The sequence below is a fragment of the Streptomonospora alba genome (assembly GCF_000826685.1).
Taxonomy (GTDB): domain Bacteria; phylum Actinomycetota; class Actinomycetes; order Streptosporangiales; family Streptosporangiaceae; genus Streptomonospora; species Streptomonospora alba.
In genome coordinates this window covers 1-20,160 of sequence record NZ_JROO01000019.1, presented here as the reverse complement: position 1 = coordinate 20,160, position 20,160 = coordinate 1, and the positions used below count along the sequence as shown (strand labels likewise).

The following is a 20,160-nucleotide window of genomic DNA, read 5'->3' as shown; positions in this document are numbered from 1 at the left end:
TGCGGCCGCGGAGGGGATCCTCCGGAGGGGATACGGGACGGGCGGGTGGGAACGGCGCGCGAGGTCAGCCCAGTTCGGCCCAGCCCTTGGAACGCTCGACGGCGGCGCGCCAGCGCCGGTGGGCGGCGTCGTCGCGCGCGCCGGGCTCGAAGCGGCGGTCCAGATTCCACGTCTGGGAGAGCTCGTCGGTGGAGGACCACACACCTGTGGCCAGCCCCGCCAGGAATGCGGCGCCCAGCGCCGTGGTCTCCTGCACCTCGGGCCGGGCCACACTCACCTGGAGCTGGTCGGCCTGGATCCGGCAGAGGAGGTCGTTGGTCGAAGCACCGCCGTCCACGCGCAGCTCGGGAATCGCGGTGCCGGAGGCGGCGGCCATGGACTCGGCGACGTCGCGCACCTCGAAGGCGATGGCGTCCAGGGTCGCGCGGGCGATGTGGGCGCGCTGGGTGCCGCGGGTGATGCCGAAGATGGCGCCGCGCGCATGGGGGTCCCAGTCGGGGGCTCCCAAGCCGGTCAGGGCCGGAACGAACACCACGCCGCCGGAGTCGGGCACGGTGGCGGCCAAGCCCTCGGACTGGGCGGCGCTGTCGATGAGTCCGAGCCCGTCGCGCAGCCACTGCACGGCCGCGCCGGTGACGAAGATCGAGCCCTCCAGAGCGTAGTCCAGGCGGCCGTCGGGGTGCTGCCACAGCACCGTGCTCAGCAGCCCGTACTCGGGGGATACCGGCCGGTCGCCGGTGTTGACCAGGACGAAGGACCCGGTGCCGTAGGTGCACTTGGAGGTGCCGGGGGTGTAGCAGTTCTGCCCGAACATGGCGGCCTGCTGGTCGCCGGCGATGCCTGCGATGGGCAGACGCAGGCCGAGGAACTCGTCCGGATCGGTCTCGCCGACGACGCCGTAGGAGGGCACGACCTCGGGCAGCGCGGAGACGGGAACGCCCAGCAGGTCGCACATCTCCTCCGACCAGGCGCCCCGGTGGATGTCGTAGAGGAGGGTGCGCGAGGCGTTGGAGGCGTCGGTCACGTGCCGGGCGCCGGCGGTCATGCGGCTGATGACGTAGGAGTCGACGGTGCCGATGGCGGTTTCCCCGGACTCCACCCCGCTCCATGCCCGCTGGTCGTTGCGGCGGATCCAGGTGAGCTTGGTGCCGGTGAAGTAAGGGTCGAGCCGCAGTCCGGTGACCTCGGTGACGCGGCCCTCGTGTCCGGCCTCGCGCAGCTCCGCGCAGATGCCGGCGGTGCGCCGGTCCTGCCAGACGATGGCTCTGCGGGGCGAGCTGCCGCGCTTCCGGTTCCACAGCACCGCTGTCTCGCGCTGGTTGGTGATGCCCACACACGTGGGCCGATCGTCGGTGCCGTCCAGGGCGGTCTGGCACGCCTGCAGGGTCGCCTGCCAGATCTCCTCGGGAATGTGCTCGACCCAGCCGGTCTCGGGGTAATGCTGAGCGAACTCCTGGTAGCCGCGGGACAGGACACCACCGTTCTCGTCGACGACGAGGGCGGTCACGCCGGTGGTGCCGGCGTCGAGCGCAAGGACGGACATGGGTTGGCCTCCAGCACGTTGGGCGACTATGGTCTAGACCATGCAGACGGTGCGGGACTGAAGGCGCGCCCCCAGCTCCGATCCGCCATCCGGGGGACTTACCCCCACGGGTGCGGCTTCCAACGCTCGGCGGCCGCCTTCAGTGACACCGGCCACGTTGTGGTCGTCTGTACTGCGGCACACAGCCGTCGTCCCGCTCCGCGCCGCCCGAAAGGCGCCCCCGCGCCGACTGAGGCGGTCAGGTTGTCCACAGGAATTCGAGGAGTGTACGCATGCGAGTCGGGGTGCTGACCGGTGGCGGCGACTGCCCGGGGCTGAACGCGGTCATCCGCGCAGTGGTCCGCAAGGGCATCAAGGACTACGGCTACGAGTTCGTCGGGTTCCGGGACGGCTGGCGCGGCCCGCTGGAGGGCGACACCATGCCCTTGGACCGGGCGGCCGTCAGCGGGATCCTGCCGCGCGGCGGAACGATCCTGGGGTCCTCGCGTACCAACCTGATGAAGATCGAGGGCGGTGTCGAGCGCGTCAAGCAGAACATGAGCGAGCTGGGCATCGACGCTCTGGTGGCCATCGGCGGCGAGGACACGCTGGGCGTGGCCACCCAGCTGACCGACCAGGGCGTCAACGTCGTGGGCGTGCCCAAGACCATCGACAACGACCTCAACGCCACCGACTACACCTTCGGCTTCGACACGGCCGTCAACATCGCCACCGAGGCGATCGACCGGCTGCACACCACCGCCGAGTCGCACCACCGCGCGCTGGTCGTGGAGGTCATGGGCCGCCACGCCGGCTGGATCGCGCTGCACTCGGGTATGGCGGCCGGCGGCAATGTGATCCTCATCCCCGAGCGCCCCTTCGACATCGACGAGGTCGTGGCGCACGTGGAGAGCCGGTTCCGCACCAACTACGCCCCCATCCTGGTCGTCGCCGAGGGCGCCCACCCCAAGGACGGCCAGATGGAGCTGTCCGCCGGCGAGAAGGACGCCTTCGGCCACGTCCGTCTGGGCGGCATCGGCCAGCGCCTCTCCGAGGAGATCGAGTCGCGCACCGGCAAGGAGGCCCGCTCGGTGGTGCTGGGCCACGTGCAGCGCGGCGGCACCCCCTCGGCCTTCGACCGGGTGCTGGCCACGCGGCTGGGCGTCAACGCCATCGAGGCCGTGCACGACCAGGAGTTCGGCAAGATGGTGGCGCTGCAGGGCACCGACATCAAGCGGGTGGACCTCTCGGCGGCCACCGACAAGCTCAAGACGGTGCCGACCGAACGCTTCGAGGAGGCCGAGGTCTTCTTCGGCTGAGCCTCCTCAGCGCCGGCCCCGCACCGCGCCCCCCGGCCGCCGCCCTCGGCGGCCGGGGGGCGCGCCGGTGCGTCGAGACGGGCGCGTGCGGGCTCGCAGGCGGGAATGCGGCCGTCCCGATCGGTCGTTGCGATGTCCGATACTGGAAGTGGCGAGGGGAAGCGCCCTTCCGCCCTCCCCTCATCCGTCGAGTCGTCTGGGAGCCGCTGTCATGGCCGTCATGTCCGAGCCCGAGGCCGTCGAAGGGCGCGAGGCCGAGGCCGCCGTCCGCGAGCGGTCCGCGTCCGGACCGCACGAGCTGTGCGTGCTGATGAAGCTCGGCGAGATCGTGCTCAAGGGCAGCAACCGCAGCCTGTTCGAGCGCCGCCTGCACAACAACATCCGCGCGGCGGCGCGCGGTCTGAGCCCGATCAAGCTGAGCCGGCGCGGTTCGGGCGTCGTCTTCGTCCGCATGCCCGACGCCTCCGACGCCGAGGTGGCCGAACTGGCCGAGCGGATGAGCAACGTCATGGGCGTGGTGTGGGTGCACCTGGTGCGCCGCGTGCCCAAGGACCTCGACACCGTCACCCGGGCCGCTGTCGAGGCGATGGCCGACCGCAGCGGCTCCTTCGCGGTCCGGGCCCGCCGCCGCGACAAGCGGTTCCCGCTGACCTCCTCGCAGCTGGCCGGGCACGTGGGCGCGGCGGTGGTCGAGGCGTACGGCCTGCCGGTCAACCTCAAGCGCCCGCAGAACACGGTCTCCATCGAGGTCGACAAGGACGAGGTCTTCGTCTTCACCGACGGCATCCCCGGCCAGGGCGGCCTGCCCGTGGGGATGAGCGGACGCGCACTGGTGCTTATGTCGGGCGGGATCGACTCGCCCGTGGCCGCGCACCGGATGATGCGCCGCGGTCTGAAGGTCGACTTCCTGCACTTCTCCGGCATGCCGTTCACCGGGCCGGAGTCCATCTACAAGGCCTACAGCCTCGTGCGCCAGCTCGACCGGTACCAGGTGGGATCGCGGCTGTTCGTCGTCCCCTTCGGCAAGGCCCAGCAGCAGCTGAAGACCTCCGGCGCGGACCGGCTGCAGGTCATCGCCCAGCGGCGGCTCATGCTCAAGACCGCCGAGGCGCTGGCCGACGACCTCAACGCAGAGGCGCTGATCACCGGTGACGCGCTGGGCCAGGTCTCCAGCCAGACCATGACCAACCTGACGGCGCTGGACGACGCGGTCGACCTGCCGATCCTGCGCCCGCTGATCGGCATGGACAAGACCGAGATCATGGACCAGGCGCGGCGCATGGGCACCCTGGCGATCTCGGAACTGCCCGACGAGGACTGCTGCACGCTGCTCACACCGCGTCAGGCCGAGACCGCCGCCAAGATCCCCGACCTGCGCCAGATCGAGAAGCGGCTGGACGCCGAGGAGCTGGCCGAGTACCTGCTCACGGGCAAGAAGCTGCACCGCCCCAGCTTCCTGGGCGAGGAAGCCCCCGAAAAGGTCTGACGCCGCGGGGCCCGCCGCCCCGCTGCGGGCCCCGGTCCGGCGGGCACCGTGCGCGGCGCCCGCCGGACTCGCAACCTCCGGCGCGTCCGGCGCTAGACGCCCGCCCCGACCGGCTCCGGCGCGGCGGTGAGGGTTCGGCCCACCAGCGGCGACAGCGTGGCGGCGGCCTCGGCCAGCTGCGGGATGTCCTCGCCGACCAGCGCTTGGGGCCCGTCGCACAGCGCGGTCTCGGGGGTGGGGTGCACGTCGACGATGACACCGTCGGCGCCGACCGCGATCGCCGACCGCGACAGCGGCAGCACCAGTTCGCGCTTGCCGCCCGAGTGCGAGGGGTCCACGATCACCGGCAGGTGCGACAGGCTCTGGGCCACCGGCACCGCACTGATGTCGAGGGTGTTGCGGGTGGCCTTCTCGAAGGTTCGGATCCCGCGCTCGCACAGGACGATGTCGAGGTTGCCACGCTGAGCGATGTACTCCGCGGCCATCAGCCACTCCTCGATGGTGGCGTTCATCCCGCGCTTCAGGAGCACGGGGCGGCCGGCCTCGCCCGCCGCCTGCAGCAGGGCGAAGTTCTGCATGTTGCGGGTGCCGATCTGCAGCATGTCGGCGTAGCCGGCGACCAGATCCACGTCCGCGGCGTCGACCACCTCGGTGACGATCGGCAGCCCGGTCTCGGCGCGCACGTCGGCGAGGATCTTCAGGCCGGTCTCGCCCAAGCCCTGGAAGGCGTAGGGGGAGGTGCGGGGCTTGTAGGCGCCCCCGCGCAGCAGCGACGCGCCGGCCGCGCGGGCCATGTGCGCCGACTCCAGCGTCTGGTCGGGGGTCTCGACCGCACAGGGGCCGGCGATGACGGTCATGTTGTCGCCGCCGATGGGCACGCCGCCGACGCTGACCGTGGAGCGGCCGGGCTGGTTCTCGCTGCTGACGAGCTTGTAGGGGACGCTGATGCGCAAGACGTCGCTGACGCCGGGCATCGCGCGCAGGTCCAGGGTCTCGAACTGGCGCACGTCGCCGACCAGGCCGATGATCGTGCGGCTCACGCCGCGGGTCACGTAGGCCTCGCCCCCCGCGCTGGTGACGAGGTCGACGAGTGCGTCGATATGTTCACGTGTGGCCCCAGGCCCCATGACGATGACCATTGTGTGCTGTCCCTTCGGCACGTGGTGTCCGTTCCCGGACGCGGTGGAGGTTGTCTGCCGGATGGACGGGGAGCGGGGCCGGGCGGCGGATACGACCGGGCAGCAGAAGAGCCCCGGGCCGTTTCCGGCCCGGGGCTCCTGAAGTCGTCCGTGTCAGCGCAGCGCTTGGCGGGCGACCGTCCTAGCCGTGGGCCGGTAGCCATAAAAGCGCCAAAAGCTCTGCTGCATGTCTGCGACTATAACGCATCCGCCGAGCCGCCCCGTACGAGAGGAGGGGTCGGGTTGCCGATTTCGCGCCCCTGGCAGGATGGCGGGCGAGGCGCACGAAGGAGAGCGATTGTCGGATCAGCCGCTGCCGCCGGGGCAGCACGTGCCACGCGACCGGCCCGCCCTGCACTACGGCCCCGTGCCGCGGTTCCGTGCGCACAGGTGGGATCTGCGCGTCTACGGATTCACCGAGTCGCTGGGCGAGTTCCGGTGGAGCTGGCCCGAGTTCGACGCCCTGCCGAGGGTGAGCACCGTCGCCGACTTCCACTGCGTGACCAGGTTCACCCTGCCCGACGAGCACTGGAGCGGAGTGTCCACCGAGGCCCTGGTGCGGCTGGCCCCTCCCGACCCCTCGGTCACCCACGTGATGGTGTGGGCCGAGTACGGCTACAGCGCCAACATGCGCCTCGACGACTTCCTCGCCCGCAACGTCCTGCTGGCCACCCACCGCGGCGGCGAGCGCCTCGCCCCCGAGTACGGCTACCCGCTGCGCCTGGTGGTACCGCACCTGTACGGCTGGAAGAGCGTGAAGTGGGTCCGCGCGATCGAGTACCTGACCGCGGACCGCCGCGGCTTCTGGGAGGAGCGCGGCTACCACAACCGCGCCGACCCCTGGAAGGAGCAGCGCTACTCCTACCAGGAGGTCCCGGGCGACGGCCCGCCGCTGGGGTAGCGGGCGGGGCGGCGGCGGCCGTCCTCTGCCGTCGGCGCCAGGTTGTTGCGCCCGACGGTGCAGCGACGACAGCGGTGCGGGCATCCCGCGCTCCCGCTCATCCGGGGACGCGCATCTCGATTTCGGTGCCCTGGCCCGGGGCCGTGGTGATCTCGGTGGTTCCTCCGAGATCGGCGATGCGGCCGCGGATGGACTGGGCGACGCCCATCCGCCCTTCGGCGGCCGCCTCGGCGAGGCGGTCGGGGGCGATGCCGGGGCCGTCGTCGCGCACCGTCACCGTGACCGTCTCGCCCTCGTGCTCCAGAAGCAGCCAGACGCGGGCCTCGGGCGGGCAGTGGCGTTCGACGTTGCCCAGGGCCTCGCGAACGGCGGCGTCGATCTCGCGGGCCCTCCGGGGCGCCATGGCGACCTCGGTCGCCGGGGCCGAGACCGTCACGCGGGCTCCGGCGTGCGCGTCGAGCAGGGAGGCCAGGTCGGCGGCCGGCGGTGCCGCGTTCCATGCGGTGGGGGCGGCGGCGAGGGCGCTGCTCGCCTCCGCGCCCTCCCCCACGTCCGCCCCGGCGGGATCGGACGCCGACGTGCCGTGGCGTCCGCCGATCAGCGCCCGCAGCCGGGCCTCCTGTTCGCCGGCGAGCGAGCCGAGCTCGGCGGCCTCGCCGCCCGCCTCGGCACCGCGTCGCTGCACCATCGCCAGCACCTGCAGCACGGAGTCGTGGATCGAACGGCCCAGGCGCTCGCGTTCGCGGGTGCGCGCCTCCAGCTCGACCGCTTCGGCGAGGCGCCGCTCGGCGACCGCGGCGTAGTTCGCCAGGTAGCCGACCGAGTACCCGGCCAGGAGCAGCAGCACCACGCCGCGCGGGACCGCGGCGGTGATGGCCAGGCCCAGCCCGGTCCGCATCGCGATGTCGACCACGCCGTGGGCGAGTGCCGCGACCAGGGCGATGCGCCGCCCGCCCAGCACCGCAGCCGCCAGCACCGCGCCCGCGAACCAGGTGGTGGTCAGCGGCGGGGCCATGCGCAGGTAGCCGGGTTCGACCGCCACCGCTGTGGCGGCCAGGCAGCAGAAGGCGACCGCGAGGTCGGTGGCGAGCAGGGCTCTGCCGCGGCGGTGCGGGCGGGCGTAGAGCACGGCCGAGGCGGCGGTCCAGGCCGCCATGGCGACCAGTACCGCCCATGCGACCCCCGGCCGCGCCAGCAGGTCCAGGTGCGGGGCCATCAGGAAGACGGCATAGACCACCGACGCGGCGCGGAAGACGGCGATCGCGCGCCACAGGGGCGTGGAGAACCCGTGCGGCCCGGTGGGCCGGGCGCCGGGGCCGCGGCCCGCCGCGGCGCTCGCGGGAGGGCCCGCGGGTTTCGATCCCGCCGACGCGGAAGCCGGTCCCGGAGCGGCCGCGGAAGGCGCGGCCGCGGGGGCGGGGTCGGGATCGGGGGATTCGGGGCTCATCAGCGAAGGGTCCTGCCGGGTGGGGGAACGGGCGGGCGCCGTGCCGCGAAGCGGCGGGGCGCCGCGATCGGGCGCGGCGCCGGCCGCAGGCGGCCGGCCCGGGCTTCACACCACGGCGCCGTCGTCGGGTCCGTCGTCCGGCGGGCGATCGCCCATGCGCACCACCAGTACGACGAACCCGGCGATGAAGGCGGCCACGGCCAGGAAGGCCAGCCAGCCGGGCAGCGAGGTCCCCAGCAGCATGGAGCCCAGCAGCAGCAACGGGCCCCCGAACAGCCCGGCCCACGAGAGACGGCTGGTGAGGTCGCCGCGGGGCAGGGGCGGCGGCGGAGGCGGGACGAAGTGCTCGTGGTCGTCGCCCGGCTCGGCCGGGCGGACCACGCGGGCACGCGGGGGGTCGTCGGCGTCCGCGTCCTCCGTGGCCTCGGGCTCGGCGGCATCGGCGTCGCCGGAGCCGGACTCGGCGCGCTCCTCCGCGGAGAGGTTCTCGGCGTCGGGCCACGCGGCCTCGTCGGCCGCCGGGGTGTCATAGAAGCGTGCGACCAGGTCGGCCCACACGTCGTCGTCACCGTTGGCGGGTGCGCTCGGTCCGGCGCCCCCGTCGGGCTCCACCCGCGTCTGCCGCCGGGGGCCCTCACCGGACTCGGCGCCGCCCGGTTCGAGGCCGCGGTGCTCCAGGTCGGGCAGCTGGTCGCGGAGGATCGCCTCGGCGGCCGCACGCTGGCGGGCGTCGACGTAGAGGTGGTCGGTGGCGGACTCCTCCACCGTGTCGCCGTCGCCGGACACCTCTTCGTCCACCTGCACGGCATAGGCCGCGATCTCGCGGTCGCGCAGTGCGTCGAGCATCTGGTCGGCCAGAGCCGTGGGGAGCACGATGAGCGGGAGGTAGGTCTCGGCGAGCAGGCCGTTGCCCCGGCGATGTGTCATCGCTTCGTCCCTTCCCCGCTTCTGCTGTGCTCGCGCACGAACGCGAGGCTCCCGTCGAAGATGGTTGAGGCGTCGTGGTCCAGAGTGGCCACGTGGTAGCTGTTGTCCAGGGAGTGGACGCGCAGCTGCGCGTTCACCGCCCTACTTGTGAGGATACGCAGACTCCTGGGCCCCACGACATGATCTTCCGGACTCCGGTACGCGAGAATCGGTGCTGTGATGGTCGGCATGTCCCGTTTTGTAGCGCGCCACAGCCTCGGGAGTGTCGCGGCGGCCGCGGTCGGCACCTTGGCGTAGGACCCCTCCGACGCACCGGGCTTCTTGATGTCGTCGCCCACGGCCGGGGTGGTGGGCACCAGCGGCGCCAGCAGCCGGGCCACGGGCAGCAGCAGGTTCTCCACGGCCAGCGACGGGTTCACCACCACCACGCCGCGGACCTTGTCGGGGTGCAGCTCGGCCAGGCGCAGCGCCAGGCAGCCGCCCATCGACAGGCCCATGACGAAGACGGTGCCGCACAGTCCGTGCAGCCGCAGCAGCGCGGACTCCACCTCGGCCAGCCACTGGGTGCTCGTGGTCGCGGCCATGTCCTGCCAGGAGGTTCCGTGACCGGGTAGCAGCGGGACGTCGACGGTGTGCCCGGCGTCCGCCAGGTGCTGCGCCCAGGGAAGCATGGAGCGGGGCGAACCGGTGAAACCGTGGCATAGCAGCACTCCGGTTTCACCACCGGATCGGCGATAGGGCTCGGCACCCGGCATCGTCGGCATGGATGGCCCTCCTCGACTCCGGTGGGGGTGCGGCCGGCGGGCCGCAGCCGTGCTGAACCGACTTTATGAAATTTGTACGCGCTCCGCTTCCCCGGATACCCCGCCGAGTGGACGTCGGAACGGGGCTCCACCGCCGGTTGTGGCCGCTGCGCGGGGGGCGGTCGTCGGCCCTCGGCGCCGGCGCACCGTCGACTACCCGCAGGTAACTCGTTCCGCCGTTGGTGGGCAGCCCACGACAATGGGAAGATGACCGCGATCGTTCGTGGAAGCGGGAAGGCTGACGTGTCGAGTTCGTCGAGGCGCGCCCCGCGTGGGCGGGGGTGATGTGCCGGTGTTCTACTGGATTGTCAAGGCGATTCTGGGACCTGTGATCGCGGTGCTGTGGCAGCCGCGCGCCGAGGGCGTCGAGAACGTGCCCCGGGAGGGGCCGGCGCTCATGGTCGGCAACCACCTGTCCTTCTCCGACCACTTCTTCGGCCCGCTCCCTCTCCCCCGCAAGATCGCGTTCCTGGCCAAGGCCGAGTACTTCACCGGCACCGGCCCCAAGGGACTGCTCAGCCGCCTCTTCTTCACCGGGGTCGGGCAGATCCCCATCGACCGCTCCGGCGGAAAGTCGAGCGAGGCCGCGCTGCGCACCGGGCTGAAGGTGCTCAAGCAGGGCAGGCTGCTGGGGATCTATCCCGAGGGCACCCGCTCCCCCGACGGCCGCCTCTACCGAGGGCGCACCGGCGTGGCGCGCATGGCGCTGGAGTCCAGGGCGCCGGTGGTGCCGATGGCCATGATCAACGCCGACAAGATCATGCCGCCCGGACGCACCCTGCCCAAGCTCGGCATCCGGCCCAAGGTCGTCTTCGGCAAGCCGCTGGACTTCTCCCGCTATTACGGCATGGAGAAGGACCCCCGCGTACTGCGCGCCGTCACCGACGAGATCATGTACGCCCTCATGGAGCTGTCGGGCCAGGAGTACGTCGACCGCTACGCGCAGTCGGTCAAGTCGGAGCTGGAGGCGGCGGCCAAGGAGGAGAAGAAGGAGCAGAGCGCCGGCGAGAAGGAGCGCAAGCGCGCGGAGCGGGCCGAGCGCAAGGCGCAGGGCAAGCGCGGGCGCAAGGGCCGGAAGAAGAAGGGGACGGCCGCCGAGGCCGACACCGACCCCGAAGGCGTGCCCGCCCCCGAGGACCCCGACGAGCAGCGCTCCGAGGGCGGTCCCGGCGCCGCGGCCTAGGAGCGCGCCGCACTCCGGAGGGCACCCGGGGGCCCGCCCTCTTGGGCACCTATCGGGGACGCTCCGCGTCGTGTGCCTCTCTGTGCCGCCGACCTCCGCTGCCGGGTGGGGGCCTTCCCCCGCATGGTGCGGGTCCACTCGGCGGCGGGCCGCCTCGCTCGCGGAGCGAGGCGCGCCCCATTGGGCCTGCCGCAGTCGCGGCCTGGACGTTCCTCCCCGGCCGCCACGCACGTCTGCAAACGTTTGCGTCGGTTGCATCCTCTTCCGTGGATTTTCGCGATCAGCTGACTTTCACACTCCGCGATCGCCGCTGACCACGACGCACCCCGGACATCACCGACCGTGTCGCCCCGGCCACGTCCACCACCCATGCCCAGCTCACCGGAGCGACGCCATGGATCCGACGGTCACGTGTGGCCCCATTCACACGGGCGCAGCCGCTTGCTAAGTTCACCTCCTGGCGCGCAACTGTTTTCTGAAACCGCGTGAAAGCGATTGCGGCGCCGGTGCTCTGTCCCCCCATCCGCCCCGGGAGGCGCGATGCAGCAGATCCGACGACTCGGCGCCGCGGCCGCGTGCGCCGTGCTGGCAGCGACGGGCGCAGCCGCCACGGCCGCGCCCGCGGCAGCAGACCCCGCCCCCGCCGAACCCGCGGTCACCACCGCGGCCGCGGCCGACAGCGGGCCCATCGTCCACCTGTTCCAGTGGCGCTGGGAGTCCGTCGCCCGGGAGTGCGAAGACGTCCTGGGCCCCAACGGCTACGGCGCCGTGCAGGTCTCGCCGCCCCAGGAGCACGTCGTGCTGGAGGGTGAAGGCCACCCCTGGTGGCAGGACTACCAGCCGGTCTCCTACTCCATCGACAACACCCGCCGCGGCACCCGCGCCGAATTCGCCGACATGGTCGAGCGCTGCCGCGACTCGGGCGTGCGGATCTACGTCGACGCGGTGATCAACCACATGACCGGAACCGGGTCGACGGGCAGCGGGCCCGGGAGCGACGGCAGCGCCTACGGGAAGTACTCCTACCCCCACGTGCCCTACGGCGACGGCGATTTCAGCGACTGCCGCAGCGACATCTCCGACTGGAACGACCCCCACGAGGTGCAGGGCTGCGAACTGGTGTCGCTGTCGGACCTCGACACCGGCTCCGAGCACGTGCGCAGCACCGTCGCCGACTACCTCAACGACCTGATCGGCCTGGGCGTCGCCGGTTTCCGCGTCGACGCCGCCAAGCACATGCCGGCCGGCGACCTGGAGTCGATCTACACGCGCCTGGACGAGGTCCCCGGATTCGGCGGGCGGCCCTACGTCTTCCAGGAGGTCCTCGAAGGCGGCGGCCCCGAGTCCATCCGCCCGCCCGGCTACACCCACCTGGGCGACGTCACGGACACGCGCTACCACAGCCAGGTCGGCGCCCAGGTCCGCGACGGGCGGCTGACCGGCGTGCTGGACACCGTGCGCGAGGGCATGGCCGTCGACGGCGACCAGGCCGTCGTCTTCGTCGACAATCACGACACCCAGCGCAACGACACCTCCATCAGCCGCCAGGGCATGGGGCAGCGCCACACCCTCGCCCAAGCGCTGACCATCGCCCAGCCTTACGGCACCGCCAAGGTGATGTCGAGCTACGACTTCGACTCCGACAAGCAGGGCCCGCCGTCCACCGGCACCGAGGAGGGCAACCCGGCCGGCGCAGTCACCGCGCCCACCGAGTGCGGGCAGGACGGCTGGTACTGCGAGCACCGCGACCTGAACGCGATGCCCACCTTCGCCACGGCCGTCGGTGACACGCCCGCGACCGAGCGCGCCCGGGACTCCCAGGGCCGGATCGCCTTCGACCGGGGCGAACGCGGATTCGCCGCCTTCAACGCCACCGGCTCGGCCTGGACGCTGACCGCACCCACAGCGCTGCCCGACGGCAGCTACTGCGACGTCGCCAACGGCACGATCGGAGCCGCGGACGCGTGCGAGTCGGAGGCCTACGAGGTCGCCGGCGGCGAGGTGACCGTGACCGTGCCCGCCGAGGGCGCCGTCGCTCTGCACACGGACGCCCTGTGCGCCGACGCCCAGGACTGCGGCGCCACCGCGCCACCGCCCGGCGACGGCGAGTGCGCCGCCGTCACCGCCGAGTTCTCCGCCCGAGCCGAGACCTGGCACGGGCAGAGCGTGCATGTGGTCGGGTCGATCCCCGAACTGGGCTCATGGGACCCGGCGCAGAGCGTCGAGCTGTCGACCGAGGCCGGGGGCTATCCGACCTGGACGGGATCGGCGGAGCTGCCCGAGGGCACGGCCTTCGAGTACAAGCTCGTGAAGATCGACCCCGACGGGACGGTCGCATGGGAGTCGGGCGGCAACCGCTCGGCCTCCGCCGACTCCCCCGGCGAGGACTGTGCCCAGGCCTTCACCGCCCGATGGCGCTGAGCCTCGGGGCCCGGGGCCCGCAGCAGCGCTGACCCGGCCCCGCACACCGGCGGGCGGCCCGCTCCCCTCCGCGGGCCGCCCGCCTCGACGTTCTCCCCTTCCCGGCGCGTCCCGCGTCGCCGGGGCGCCCGGTGCCGACCGCGCTCCGTCACTCGGTGGGGTCGCTGCGCAGCACCAGGTCGGCCAGCACCGGCCGGTGGTCGCTCGCCGCGTCCATGTCGGCGGGATCGACCAGGTCGACGGGCACCCCGGCGCGGCGCACCTCCACCCCACCCGAGGTGAAGACGCCGTCGATGCGCCGGCGCGACGGTTGCGCGGGAAACGTCGCCTCACCTCCCCAGGGGTGCTCTCCGGCGGCGTCGCGCAGCCCCGCGGCGATGAGCCGCCAGGCCGGTCCGCCGGGCCGGCAGTTGACGTCGGCGGCGAGCACGGACGGCCCCGGGTTCTCGGCGGCGAAGGCCGCCATCCGGTCGACCACCTCGCCGGCGTGGTGCAGGCGCGCACCGGGATGGAGATCGAGGTGGGTGCAGCCCACGAGCAGCGGCCGTCCCGACACGTGCAGCGCGGTCAAGGCCAGCGCGCGGTCCCGCAGGCCCGGGTAGCGGCGCAGCACACGGTGGCCGATGCGGTACACCTCGATCCCTGCGGCCGGACGGTAGAGGACGGCCAGCCCGCCGGTGCGCCGGCTGATCGCCGGGACCATGCCGACCGATCGGTCGAAGGTGCGGCGCCGGGAGCGCCAGAACAGCAGCCGCGGCGCCTCCTGCAAGCACAGGATGTCGGGGTTGCAGCCCTCGACGACCCGCGCCGCCGCATCGGCGTCGTCGCGCAGGCCGTCCACGTTGTAGCTGAGCACGCGGATCTCGGTGTCGGACACACCTTCTGGCTACCCGTATTGCGGCACACCATGGGTGGCGACCGCCACCGGCGGCCACCCGTCCGGGCCGTCGCCGTTCCGGACGGACCTTCCGTGCCTCGGCGCTGAGAGCCGGGGCCACCCGGGACACGCCCATCCTCGGGGCTCCCCGTCGTGGCTTGTGCGGCCCGGTCCGGGGCGGGTCCGGCGGGTCCGTCCATGGCGAACGCGCGCTCGCGTCGTCCCGCGCCGATGCGCGGACGGCTGCCCTGCGGACGCCCCTGCTCCCTACTCGGCGGGCCGCGCCGGTATCGCCGTGCGGCCCTACCGCAGCGCGAGGTCGGCGGCGCCGACGATGCCCGCCTGGGAGCCGAGTTCGGCGATGCGCACCTCGGCCAGGCGGCGAGTAGCGCGCCCGGTGACGTGCCGGGCGAAGGAGTCGCGGACGGGGCCGAGCAGGATGTCGCCGGCGTCGGAGACTCCGCCCCCGATCACGAACACCTCCGGATCGAGGATCGCGGCGAGGTCGGCGAGGCCCAGCCCCACCCACTCCCCCACCGCGTGGAAGCAGGCGAGGGCACCCTCGTCGCCCTCCTCGGCGGCCCGGGTGATCTCACGCCCCTGGATGTCCTCGGCGGTTCCTCCGGCCAGCTCCACCATCCGCTCGGCGCGCTTGGGTTCGGCGCGGGCCAGGTCGAGGGCCTCGCCGACCAGGGCGCGGCCGCTGGCGTACTGCTCCCAGCAGCCGTGGTTGCCGCACCCGCACCGGCGGCCGAAGGGCACGACCCGGTAGTGGCCGACCTCGCCGGCGACGCCGTAGCGGCCACGCTGGAGTTCGCCGTTCATGACCACGGCGCCGCCCACACCGGTGCCCAGGGTGACGCAGACGACGTGCTCGCTTCCGCGGCCGGCGCCGAAGCGGACCTCGGCCCAGGCGGCGGCGTTGGCGTCGTTCTCCACCACCACCGGCAGGTCCACGCGCCGCCGCAGCCGCTCCTTGAAGGGCTCCTCGGCCAGGCCGAGGTTGGCGCCGAGCACGATGGTGGCCCGGTCGGCGTCGACGAAACCGGCGGTGCCCACGCCGACGGCGGCGATGACGCCGTCGGCGTGCTTGTCGCACAGCTCGCGCACCGCCTCGCCTACGACGTCGGCGAGTGCCTCGCCGTCGCCGTAGGGAGTGGGGTGCTTGACGACGTCGTGGATCCGCCCCTCGGAGTCGGCGAGTCCGACGGCCACCTTGGTGCCGCCGATGTCGACGCCGATCGTCATCCGCATGCGCGGCTCCTCCTGTCGTCTCCGGCTGCGCAGCGGCGCCGGGCGACGCTCGCGGCTCGGCGGACGGCGGAGCGCGGGCTGTGCGTGCGGCGCGGCAGATGGTCTGTACCAGTTCCCGCGGGATTCTAGTTCACTCGCCGCGGGAGATCTCCCTGGGCGGCGACACCTTGCCGCGCTCGTAGCCGGAGCCGCGGTCGGCACCGGAGTCGCCGGACCCGGGGTCGGGGGTGCGCCGCTCCAGTGCGCGCTCGACCACGCCCAGCGTCTCTCCGACCGCGCCGACGACAGCGACGCCCGCCCGGCCCAGGTGGCCTACGACCTCCGGGCCCTTCGCACGCGCGATGCCCATCAGCTCCTCAATCGGGGAGGGCTGGGGCTGGTCGTACTTGACGGCCTCCTCCCACACGTCGCCCTTGCGCGGCGGCGCCGAGACCGCGGAGGCCCCGCGGCGCACCCCGGCGACCAGCAGCCGCCGCTGCAGGGAGTCGACCATGCGCAGCGCCTCGTCGATGATGTCCTGCGATCCGTTGCCGCCCTGGTCGGGGCGGCCGGTGCCACGATCGTTGTCGCGTTCGGGTTCGGCCATGGTGACTTCAACCCCGCCTTCTCTGTTGTTCGCTTCTGACCGTCACGTTAGCCGCCCCGCGGCGCCGCGGGGCGGCGCGCCCGGGGGAAATCGGGGACGACCCCGGCGTGTCCCGGAGGCCGGGCTGCGACGAGTTCGCAGGGCCGCCGGAGGATCACTTTCGGATACCAGGTGAGAACGTGTTCTACCCGGCGGTAAGGAGAGTTGTTACCGTCGTTGCTGTCCCCCTCGTTCATGTCAGCCGTCCGGGAGCAATCACGTGCGCGAATACAGCAGTCCGGTGAAGGTGGAGGTCGCGGCCGAGTCGCGGCTGCCCGACACGCTCTTTGCGCGGGCCGAGGAAGAGCCCGACGCCGTCACCATGCGCCGCCAGGAGGCGGGCCAGTGGCGCGACGTCACCTGCGCGCGGTTCCGCGACGACGTCGTCGCGGTCGCCAAAGCGCTCATCGCCGCCGGCGTCGAGCACGGCGACAGGGTCGGCCTGATGTCCCGCACCCGCTACGAGTGGACCGTGGTCGACTACGGGATCTGGTCCGTGGGGGGTGTGGCGGTACCGATCTACGAGTCCTCGTCCGAGGAGCAGGTCGCCTGGATCCTCGGCGACTCCGGCAGCCGGGCGGTCTTCGTCGAGAACGAGGAGCACGCCGCCCGGGTCGAGGCCGTGCGCTCCGAGCTGTCCGGACTGGAGAACGTCTGGCAGATCGACGGACCGGCTTTCGCCGAGTTCCAGCAGACCGGCGCCGAGGTGGCCGACTCCACCGTCGCTGAGCGGCGCACGGCCGGCACCGCCGACGAGTTGGCGACCCTCATCTACACCTCCGGCACCACCGGCCGCCCCAAGGGCTGCGAGCTGACCCACCGCAACCTGCTCTTCACCATTCTCAACGCCGTCCACGGCCCGCTGCACGAGGTCTTCTCGATCGAAGGACGCTCGACGCTGCTGTTCCTGCCGCTGGCGCACTCCTTCGCCCGCATCATCCAGGTCGGCTGCGTGGAGTCCCGCACGGTGATGGGGCACTTCCCCTCCACCGGGCCCGAGGTCATCGACGCGCTCGGCACCTTCCGACCCACCTTCCTGCTGGCCATGCCGCGAGTGTTCGAGAAGGTCTACAACAAGGCCGAGCAGAAGGCCGTCTCCGAGGGCCGCGGCCGCATCTTCCGCGCCGCCGCCGAGACCGCGGTCGCCTACAGCCGCGCACTGGACGCCGGCCGGGTCCCGCTGTCGTTGCGGCTGCGCCACGCCCTGTTCGAGCGGCTCGTCTACGGCAAGATCCTGGCGGCGGTCGGCGGACAGGCCCGCTACTCCGTCTCGGGCGGCTCGGCGCTGGGCGAACGGCTGGGCCACTTCTTCCGCGGCGTGGGGCTGACGATCATCGAAGGCTACGGGCTGACCGAAACCTCGGCTCCCACGGGTGTGAACAGCCCGTCCAAGAACAAGATCGGCACCGTCGGCCCGCCGCTGCCGGGCGTCAGCCACCGCATCGCCGACGACGGGGAGGTCCTCGTCAAGGGCGACCACGTGATGCGCGGCTACTGGAAGAACGAGAAGGCCACCGAGGAGGCCTTCGACGAGGACGGCTGGTACCGCACCGGCGACCTCGGCCAGCTGGACGAGGACGGCTACCTGTCGATCACCGGCCGCAAGAAGGAGATCATCGTGACCGCCGGGGGCAAGAACGTCGCTCCCGCGGTGATCGAGGACCGGCTGCGCAGCCATGCCATCGTCAGCCAGTGCATGGTCGTCGGCGACAACCGCAACTTCGTCTCCGCGCTGATCACCATCGACCCCGAGGCCTTCGAGTTCTGGAAGCAGCAGAACTCGAAGACCGGCGACATCCCCGACATGGTGGAGGACCCCGACCTGGTCGCCACCGTCCAGGAGGCGGTCGACGACGCCAACAAGGCGGTCTCGCGCGCGGAGTCGATTCGCAAGTTCACCATCCTGCCGATCGACTTCTCCGAGGAGGGCGGCCAGATGACGCCCTCGCTCAAGATCAAGCGGCACGTGGTGATCAAGCAGTTCAACGACGAGATCGAGCGCCTCTACAGCAGCTGAGCGCTCGTCCGGGAGGCCGCGGCGGGCGCGGGCGGTGCTGCTTCGCCCCCGCCGCGGCCGTGCCGTGCTCCCCGTCGCGGCACGCCGCCGTGCGCGGCGGAAGCGGGCGGTTCAGGGCTCCAGCAGCTCCCCCAGCCGCGCCGAGACGCCCTGCCAGTTCCACTCCCGCTGCACCCACGCGCGCCCGCCCTCGCCCATGGCCGCGGCCCGCTCCGGGTTGCGCAGCAGCCGGATGAGCGCCCGCGCCGCCGGGCCGGGGCGCGCGCCGTCGACCACCCGGCCGGTCTCGCCCTCGCGTACCGCATCGGGCGCGCCGCCGGAGCGCCCGGCCACCACCGGCAGGCCGGTCGCCGAGGCCTCCAGGTAGACGATCCCCAGCCCTTCGACGTCCAGGCCGCCGTTTCGGGTACGGCACGGCATGGCGAACACGTCGCCCGCGTCGTAGTAGGCGGGCAGCTCCTCGGCCGCGACGTCGCCGGCGAAGCACACCGAGTCGGCGACTCCCTGCTCGTGCGCCAACGCCTCCAGGCGCCGCCGGTAGGGGCCGCCTCCGACCAGCAGCAGCGCCGCCTCGGGCACGTCGGCCAGGATGCGCGGCCAGGCCCGCACCAGCGTGTCCTGGCCCTTGCGCTCAACCAGGCGCGAGACGCACACCACCACGGGGCGGCCGGTGAGGCCGTGGCGCTCGCGCACGTCCACTCCCCCCGCGCCGGGACGGAACCGCTCGGTGTCCACGCCTGGAGCCAGTTGGCGCATGCGTGCGGCGGCGGCGGGCGAGAGCGCCCGCGCCAGCCGGGTGCGCGTGTACTCGCCGAGGTAGGTGAGCGTGTCGGTGTCCTCGCCGATGCGGTGCAGCGCCCGGCGCGCGCCCGGCAGCACCGACCACCCGGTCTCGTGGCCGTGGGTCAGTCCCACGATGCGGCGCACGCCGGCCCGGCGGAGTCCGCGGGCCATCAGCCCCAGCGGAGCGGCGGCGCCGAAGAGCACCGAGTCGCACTCCTCCAGCGCGGCGATCCGCTCGGCCCGCCGCCGCACCGCGGGGGTGGGCAGCAGCATGGAGGTCCGCTCCCGTACGACGGGGAAGGGCAGGCCCAGGTCGAACTCCTCGGCCCGGCCCCACGCGGCCGAGTCCCGCGGAGACGGTGTCGAGCAGTACACGACCACCGAGCCGGGAGGCCGGCGCAGCGCGAGTTCGTGGACGAAGGCCTGGATCCCGCCGGGGCGCGGGGGAAAGTCGTTGGTGACGATGAGCGTTCGCGGCACGGGCCCGAGTCTAGGGGCAGGGTTCCCACCCGGGGTTCCGAGCGGCGCGCCTCAGCCCAGCGCCGGGAAGCATACGCCCGCGTTCTCCAGCGCGTCCGGTCCGGGCCCGCTCGGCAGAGCGCGCCCGGTGGCCGCGCGTACGGCCTCCAGGGTGCTCATCTCCAGACCGCCCGTACCGGCGGGCAACAGCAGATCCGCCACGGCCTCCAGCGCGGGAGGCGCCGTCCAGGCTTCGTGCTCAAGGGCGTCGGCGAGGTCCAGGCCGTGCACCACCAGCTCGACCACGCGGGTGAGAAGGAAATCCTCCAGTGCCATCGCGTCGCCGTGCCGGGTCCGCACCACGCTTCCGCGGGGCTCGGCCTCCACCCGGGGCCGCAGGTCGCGCCACGTGCGCTCCAGCGCCCTGCCCGGCTCGCCGGGGTCGGCGTGGTCGGCCGCCTCGGCGGCGTCGGAGATCCTCCGGGCGTCGACCTCGGGCGAGAACCGTGCATCGGGCCGGAAGTACCCCAGCACCGAGACCCGCGCCGCCGGGGGCCGCGGTCCGTCCAGTGCGTCGCAGACGCGCACGAGCGCACCCGCAGTGTGCACGGCCAGAGCCAGGACGCCCCAGGGGGAGCAGCGGGTCGAGCGCCGGGCCGCGGCGGCGGAGATGCCGCTCAGGACCGGCGCCGCGACCGCGACCTCTGCGTCGAGCGCCGCCACCACCTCCGCGCGCCGCATGCGGGCGTCAGGGCCGGACGGCCGAATGGAAGTTGCTCTGGTAGTAGCTGTCCAGCGAGACCTCTTGCACCGGCTTACGCGGGTTGGAGGCGTGCACCATCTTGTTGCCGCCCACGTACATGCCCACGTGGTCCGGACCGCTGTAGAAGAAGATCAGGTCGCCCGGCTGCATGGCGTCCCAGGAGACCGAACCGCCGGCGTTGACCTGGTCGTAGGT

Annotated in this window: 17 protein-coding genes; 6 read left to right on the top strand and 11 right to left on the bottom strand. The window is 72.8% G+C overall.

The features are described 5' to 3' along the window. Positions 1 to 64 precede the first annotated feature (64 nt). Positions 65 to 1,543, bottom strand: coding sequence for a glycerol kinase GlpK (gene glpK / locus LP52_RS11080; RefSeq protein ID WP_040273044.1), 1,479 nt, complete (start codon positions 1,541 to 1,543; stop codon positions 65 to 67). 272 nt (positions 1,544 to 1,815) lie between these two features. Here glpK and LP52_RS11075 point away from each other — a divergent pair, with 272 nt between their 5' ends. Together LP52_RS11075 and thiI are read left to right on the top strand one after the other, a co-directional pair. Further along, positions 1,816 to 2,841, top strand: coding sequence for a 6-phosphofructokinase (locus tag LP52_RS11075; protein ID WP_040273043.1), 1,026 nt, complete (start codon positions 1,816 to 1,818; stop codon positions 2,839 to 2,841). A gap of 211 nt (positions 2,842 to 3,052) precedes the next feature. Next, positions 3,053 to 4,327 (top strand): tRNA uracil 4-sulfurtransferase ThiI, encoded by a 1,275-nt coding sequence (thiI, locus tag LP52_RS11070; protein WP_040273042.1) that lies wholly within the window; start codon positions 3,053 to 3,055, stop codon positions 4,325 to 4,327. Positions 4,328 to 4,419: 92 nt separating this feature from the next. Here thiI and aroF read toward each other — a convergent pair whose 3' ends face one another. After that, positions 4,420 to 5,466 (bottom strand): 3-deoxy-7-phosphoheptulonate synthase, encoded by a 1,047-nt coding sequence (gene aroF, locus LP52_RS11065; protein ID WP_040273041.1) that lies wholly within the window; start codon positions 5,464 to 5,466, stop codon positions 4,420 to 4,422. 307 nt (positions 5,467 to 5,773) lie between these two features. Between aroF and LP52_RS11060 the strand changes: the two genes are divergently transcribed. Next, positions 5,774 to 6,406: a molybdopterin-dependent oxidoreductase gene (locus LP52_RS11060; protein ID WP_202966095.1), complete on the top strand. Its 633-nt coding sequence runs from the start codon at positions 5,774 to 5,776 to the stop codon at positions 6,404 to 6,406. Positions 6,407 to 6,503: 97 nt separating this feature from the next. Here the strand turns inward: LP52_RS11060 and macS are convergent, their stop codons facing one another. The 3 genes from macS to LP52_RS11045 form a co-directional block, all read right to left on the bottom strand. Next, positions 6,504 to 7,853 carry a MacS family sensor histidine kinase gene (macS, locus tag LP52_RS11055; RefSeq protein ID WP_338011637.1) on the bottom strand — a complete coding sequence of 450 codons (1,350 nt, stop codon included), beginning with the start codon at positions 7,851 to 7,853 and terminating at the stop codon, positions 6,504 to 6,506. Positions 7,854 to 7,958: 105 nt separating this feature from the next. Then, complete coding sequence (locus LP52_RS11050; RefSeq protein WP_040273040.1) at positions 7,959 to 8,780, bottom strand: hypothetical protein; 822 nt, start codon at positions 8,778 to 8,780, stop codon at positions 7,959 to 7,961. Continuing rightward, positions 8,777 to 9,544 (bottom strand): alpha/beta hydrolase, encoded by a 768-nt coding sequence (locus LP52_RS11045; RefSeq protein ID WP_040273039.1) that lies wholly within the window; start codon positions 9,542 to 9,544, stop codon positions 8,777 to 8,779. The genes LP52_RS11050 and LP52_RS11045 overlap by 4 nt, the downstream gene beginning before the upstream one ends. Before the next feature lie 331 nt (positions 9,545 to 9,875). On the opposite strand from LP52_RS11045, the gene LP52_RS11040 reads away from it, so the two are divergent. After that, the gene (locus tag LP52_RS11040; RefSeq protein ID WP_084723118.1) at positions 9,876 to 10,766 is read left to right on the top strand and encodes a lysophospholipid acyltransferase family protein; all 891 of its coding nucleotides are present in this window, start codon (positions 9,876 to 9,878) and stop codon (positions 10,764 to 10,766) included. 540 nt (positions 10,767 to 11,306) lie between these two features. Then, positions 11,307 to 13,187 carry a carbohydrate-binding module family 20 domain-containing protein gene (locus LP52_RS11035; protein WP_040273038.1) on the top strand — a complete coding sequence of 627 codons (1,881 nt, stop codon included), beginning with the start codon at positions 11,307 to 11,309 and terminating at the stop codon, positions 13,185 to 13,187. A 148-nt stretch (positions 13,188 to 13,335) separates the two neighbouring features. Here LP52_RS11035 and LP52_RS11030 read toward each other — a convergent pair whose 3' ends face one another. The 3 genes from LP52_RS11030 to LP52_RS11020 form a co-directional block, all read right to left on the bottom strand. Further along, positions 13,336 to 14,064 (bottom strand): endonuclease/exonuclease/phosphatase family protein, encoded by a 729-nt coding sequence (locus LP52_RS11030; RefSeq protein WP_040273036.1) that lies wholly within the window; start codon positions 14,062 to 14,064, stop codon positions 13,336 to 13,338. Between the two features lie 303 nt (positions 14,065 to 14,367). Further along, positions 14,368 to 15,318 carry an ROK family glucokinase gene (locus tag LP52_RS11025; RefSeq protein WP_040273034.1) on the bottom strand — a complete coding sequence of 317 codons (951 nt, stop codon included), beginning with the start codon at positions 15,316 to 15,318 and terminating at the stop codon, positions 14,368 to 14,370. Positions 15,319 to 15,448: 130 nt separating this feature from the next. Next, the gene (locus LP52_RS11020; RefSeq protein WP_157036302.1) at positions 15,449 to 15,904 is read right to left on the bottom strand and encodes a hypothetical protein; all 456 of its coding nucleotides are present in this window, start codon (positions 15,902 to 15,904) and stop codon (positions 15,449 to 15,451) included. A 259-nt stretch (positions 15,905 to 16,163) separates the two neighbouring features. Between LP52_RS11020 and LP52_RS11015 the strand changes: the two genes are divergently transcribed. Further along, positions 16,164 to 17,960, top strand: a complete 1,797-nt coding sequence (locus LP52_RS11015; RefSeq protein WP_040273032.1) for an AMP-dependent synthetase/ligase — start codon at positions 16,164 to 16,166, stop codon at positions 17,958 to 17,960. Positions 17,961 to 18,071: 111 nt separating this feature from the next. Here LP52_RS11015 and LP52_RS11010 read toward each other — a convergent pair whose 3' ends face one another. The 3 genes from LP52_RS11010 to LP52_RS11000 form a co-directional block, all read right to left on the bottom strand. Further along, the gene (locus tag LP52_RS11010) at positions 18,072 to 19,223 is read right to left on the bottom strand and encodes a glycosyltransferase family 4 protein (protein ID WP_040273030.1); all 1,152 of its coding nucleotides are present in this window, start codon (positions 19,221 to 19,223) and stop codon (positions 18,072 to 18,074) included. Positions 19,224 to 19,274: 51 nt separating this feature from the next. Continuing rightward, complete coding sequence (locus LP52_RS11005; protein ID WP_040273028.1) at positions 19,275 to 19,943, bottom strand: maleylpyruvate isomerase N-terminal domain-containing protein; 669 nt, start codon at positions 19,941 to 19,943, stop codon at positions 19,275 to 19,277. Between the two features lie 7 nt (positions 19,944 to 19,950). Continuing rightward, the coding region (locus LP52_RS11000; RefSeq protein WP_040273027.1) for a C40 family peptidase at positions 19,951 to 20,160 on the bottom strand (210 nt) is incomplete at its 5' end.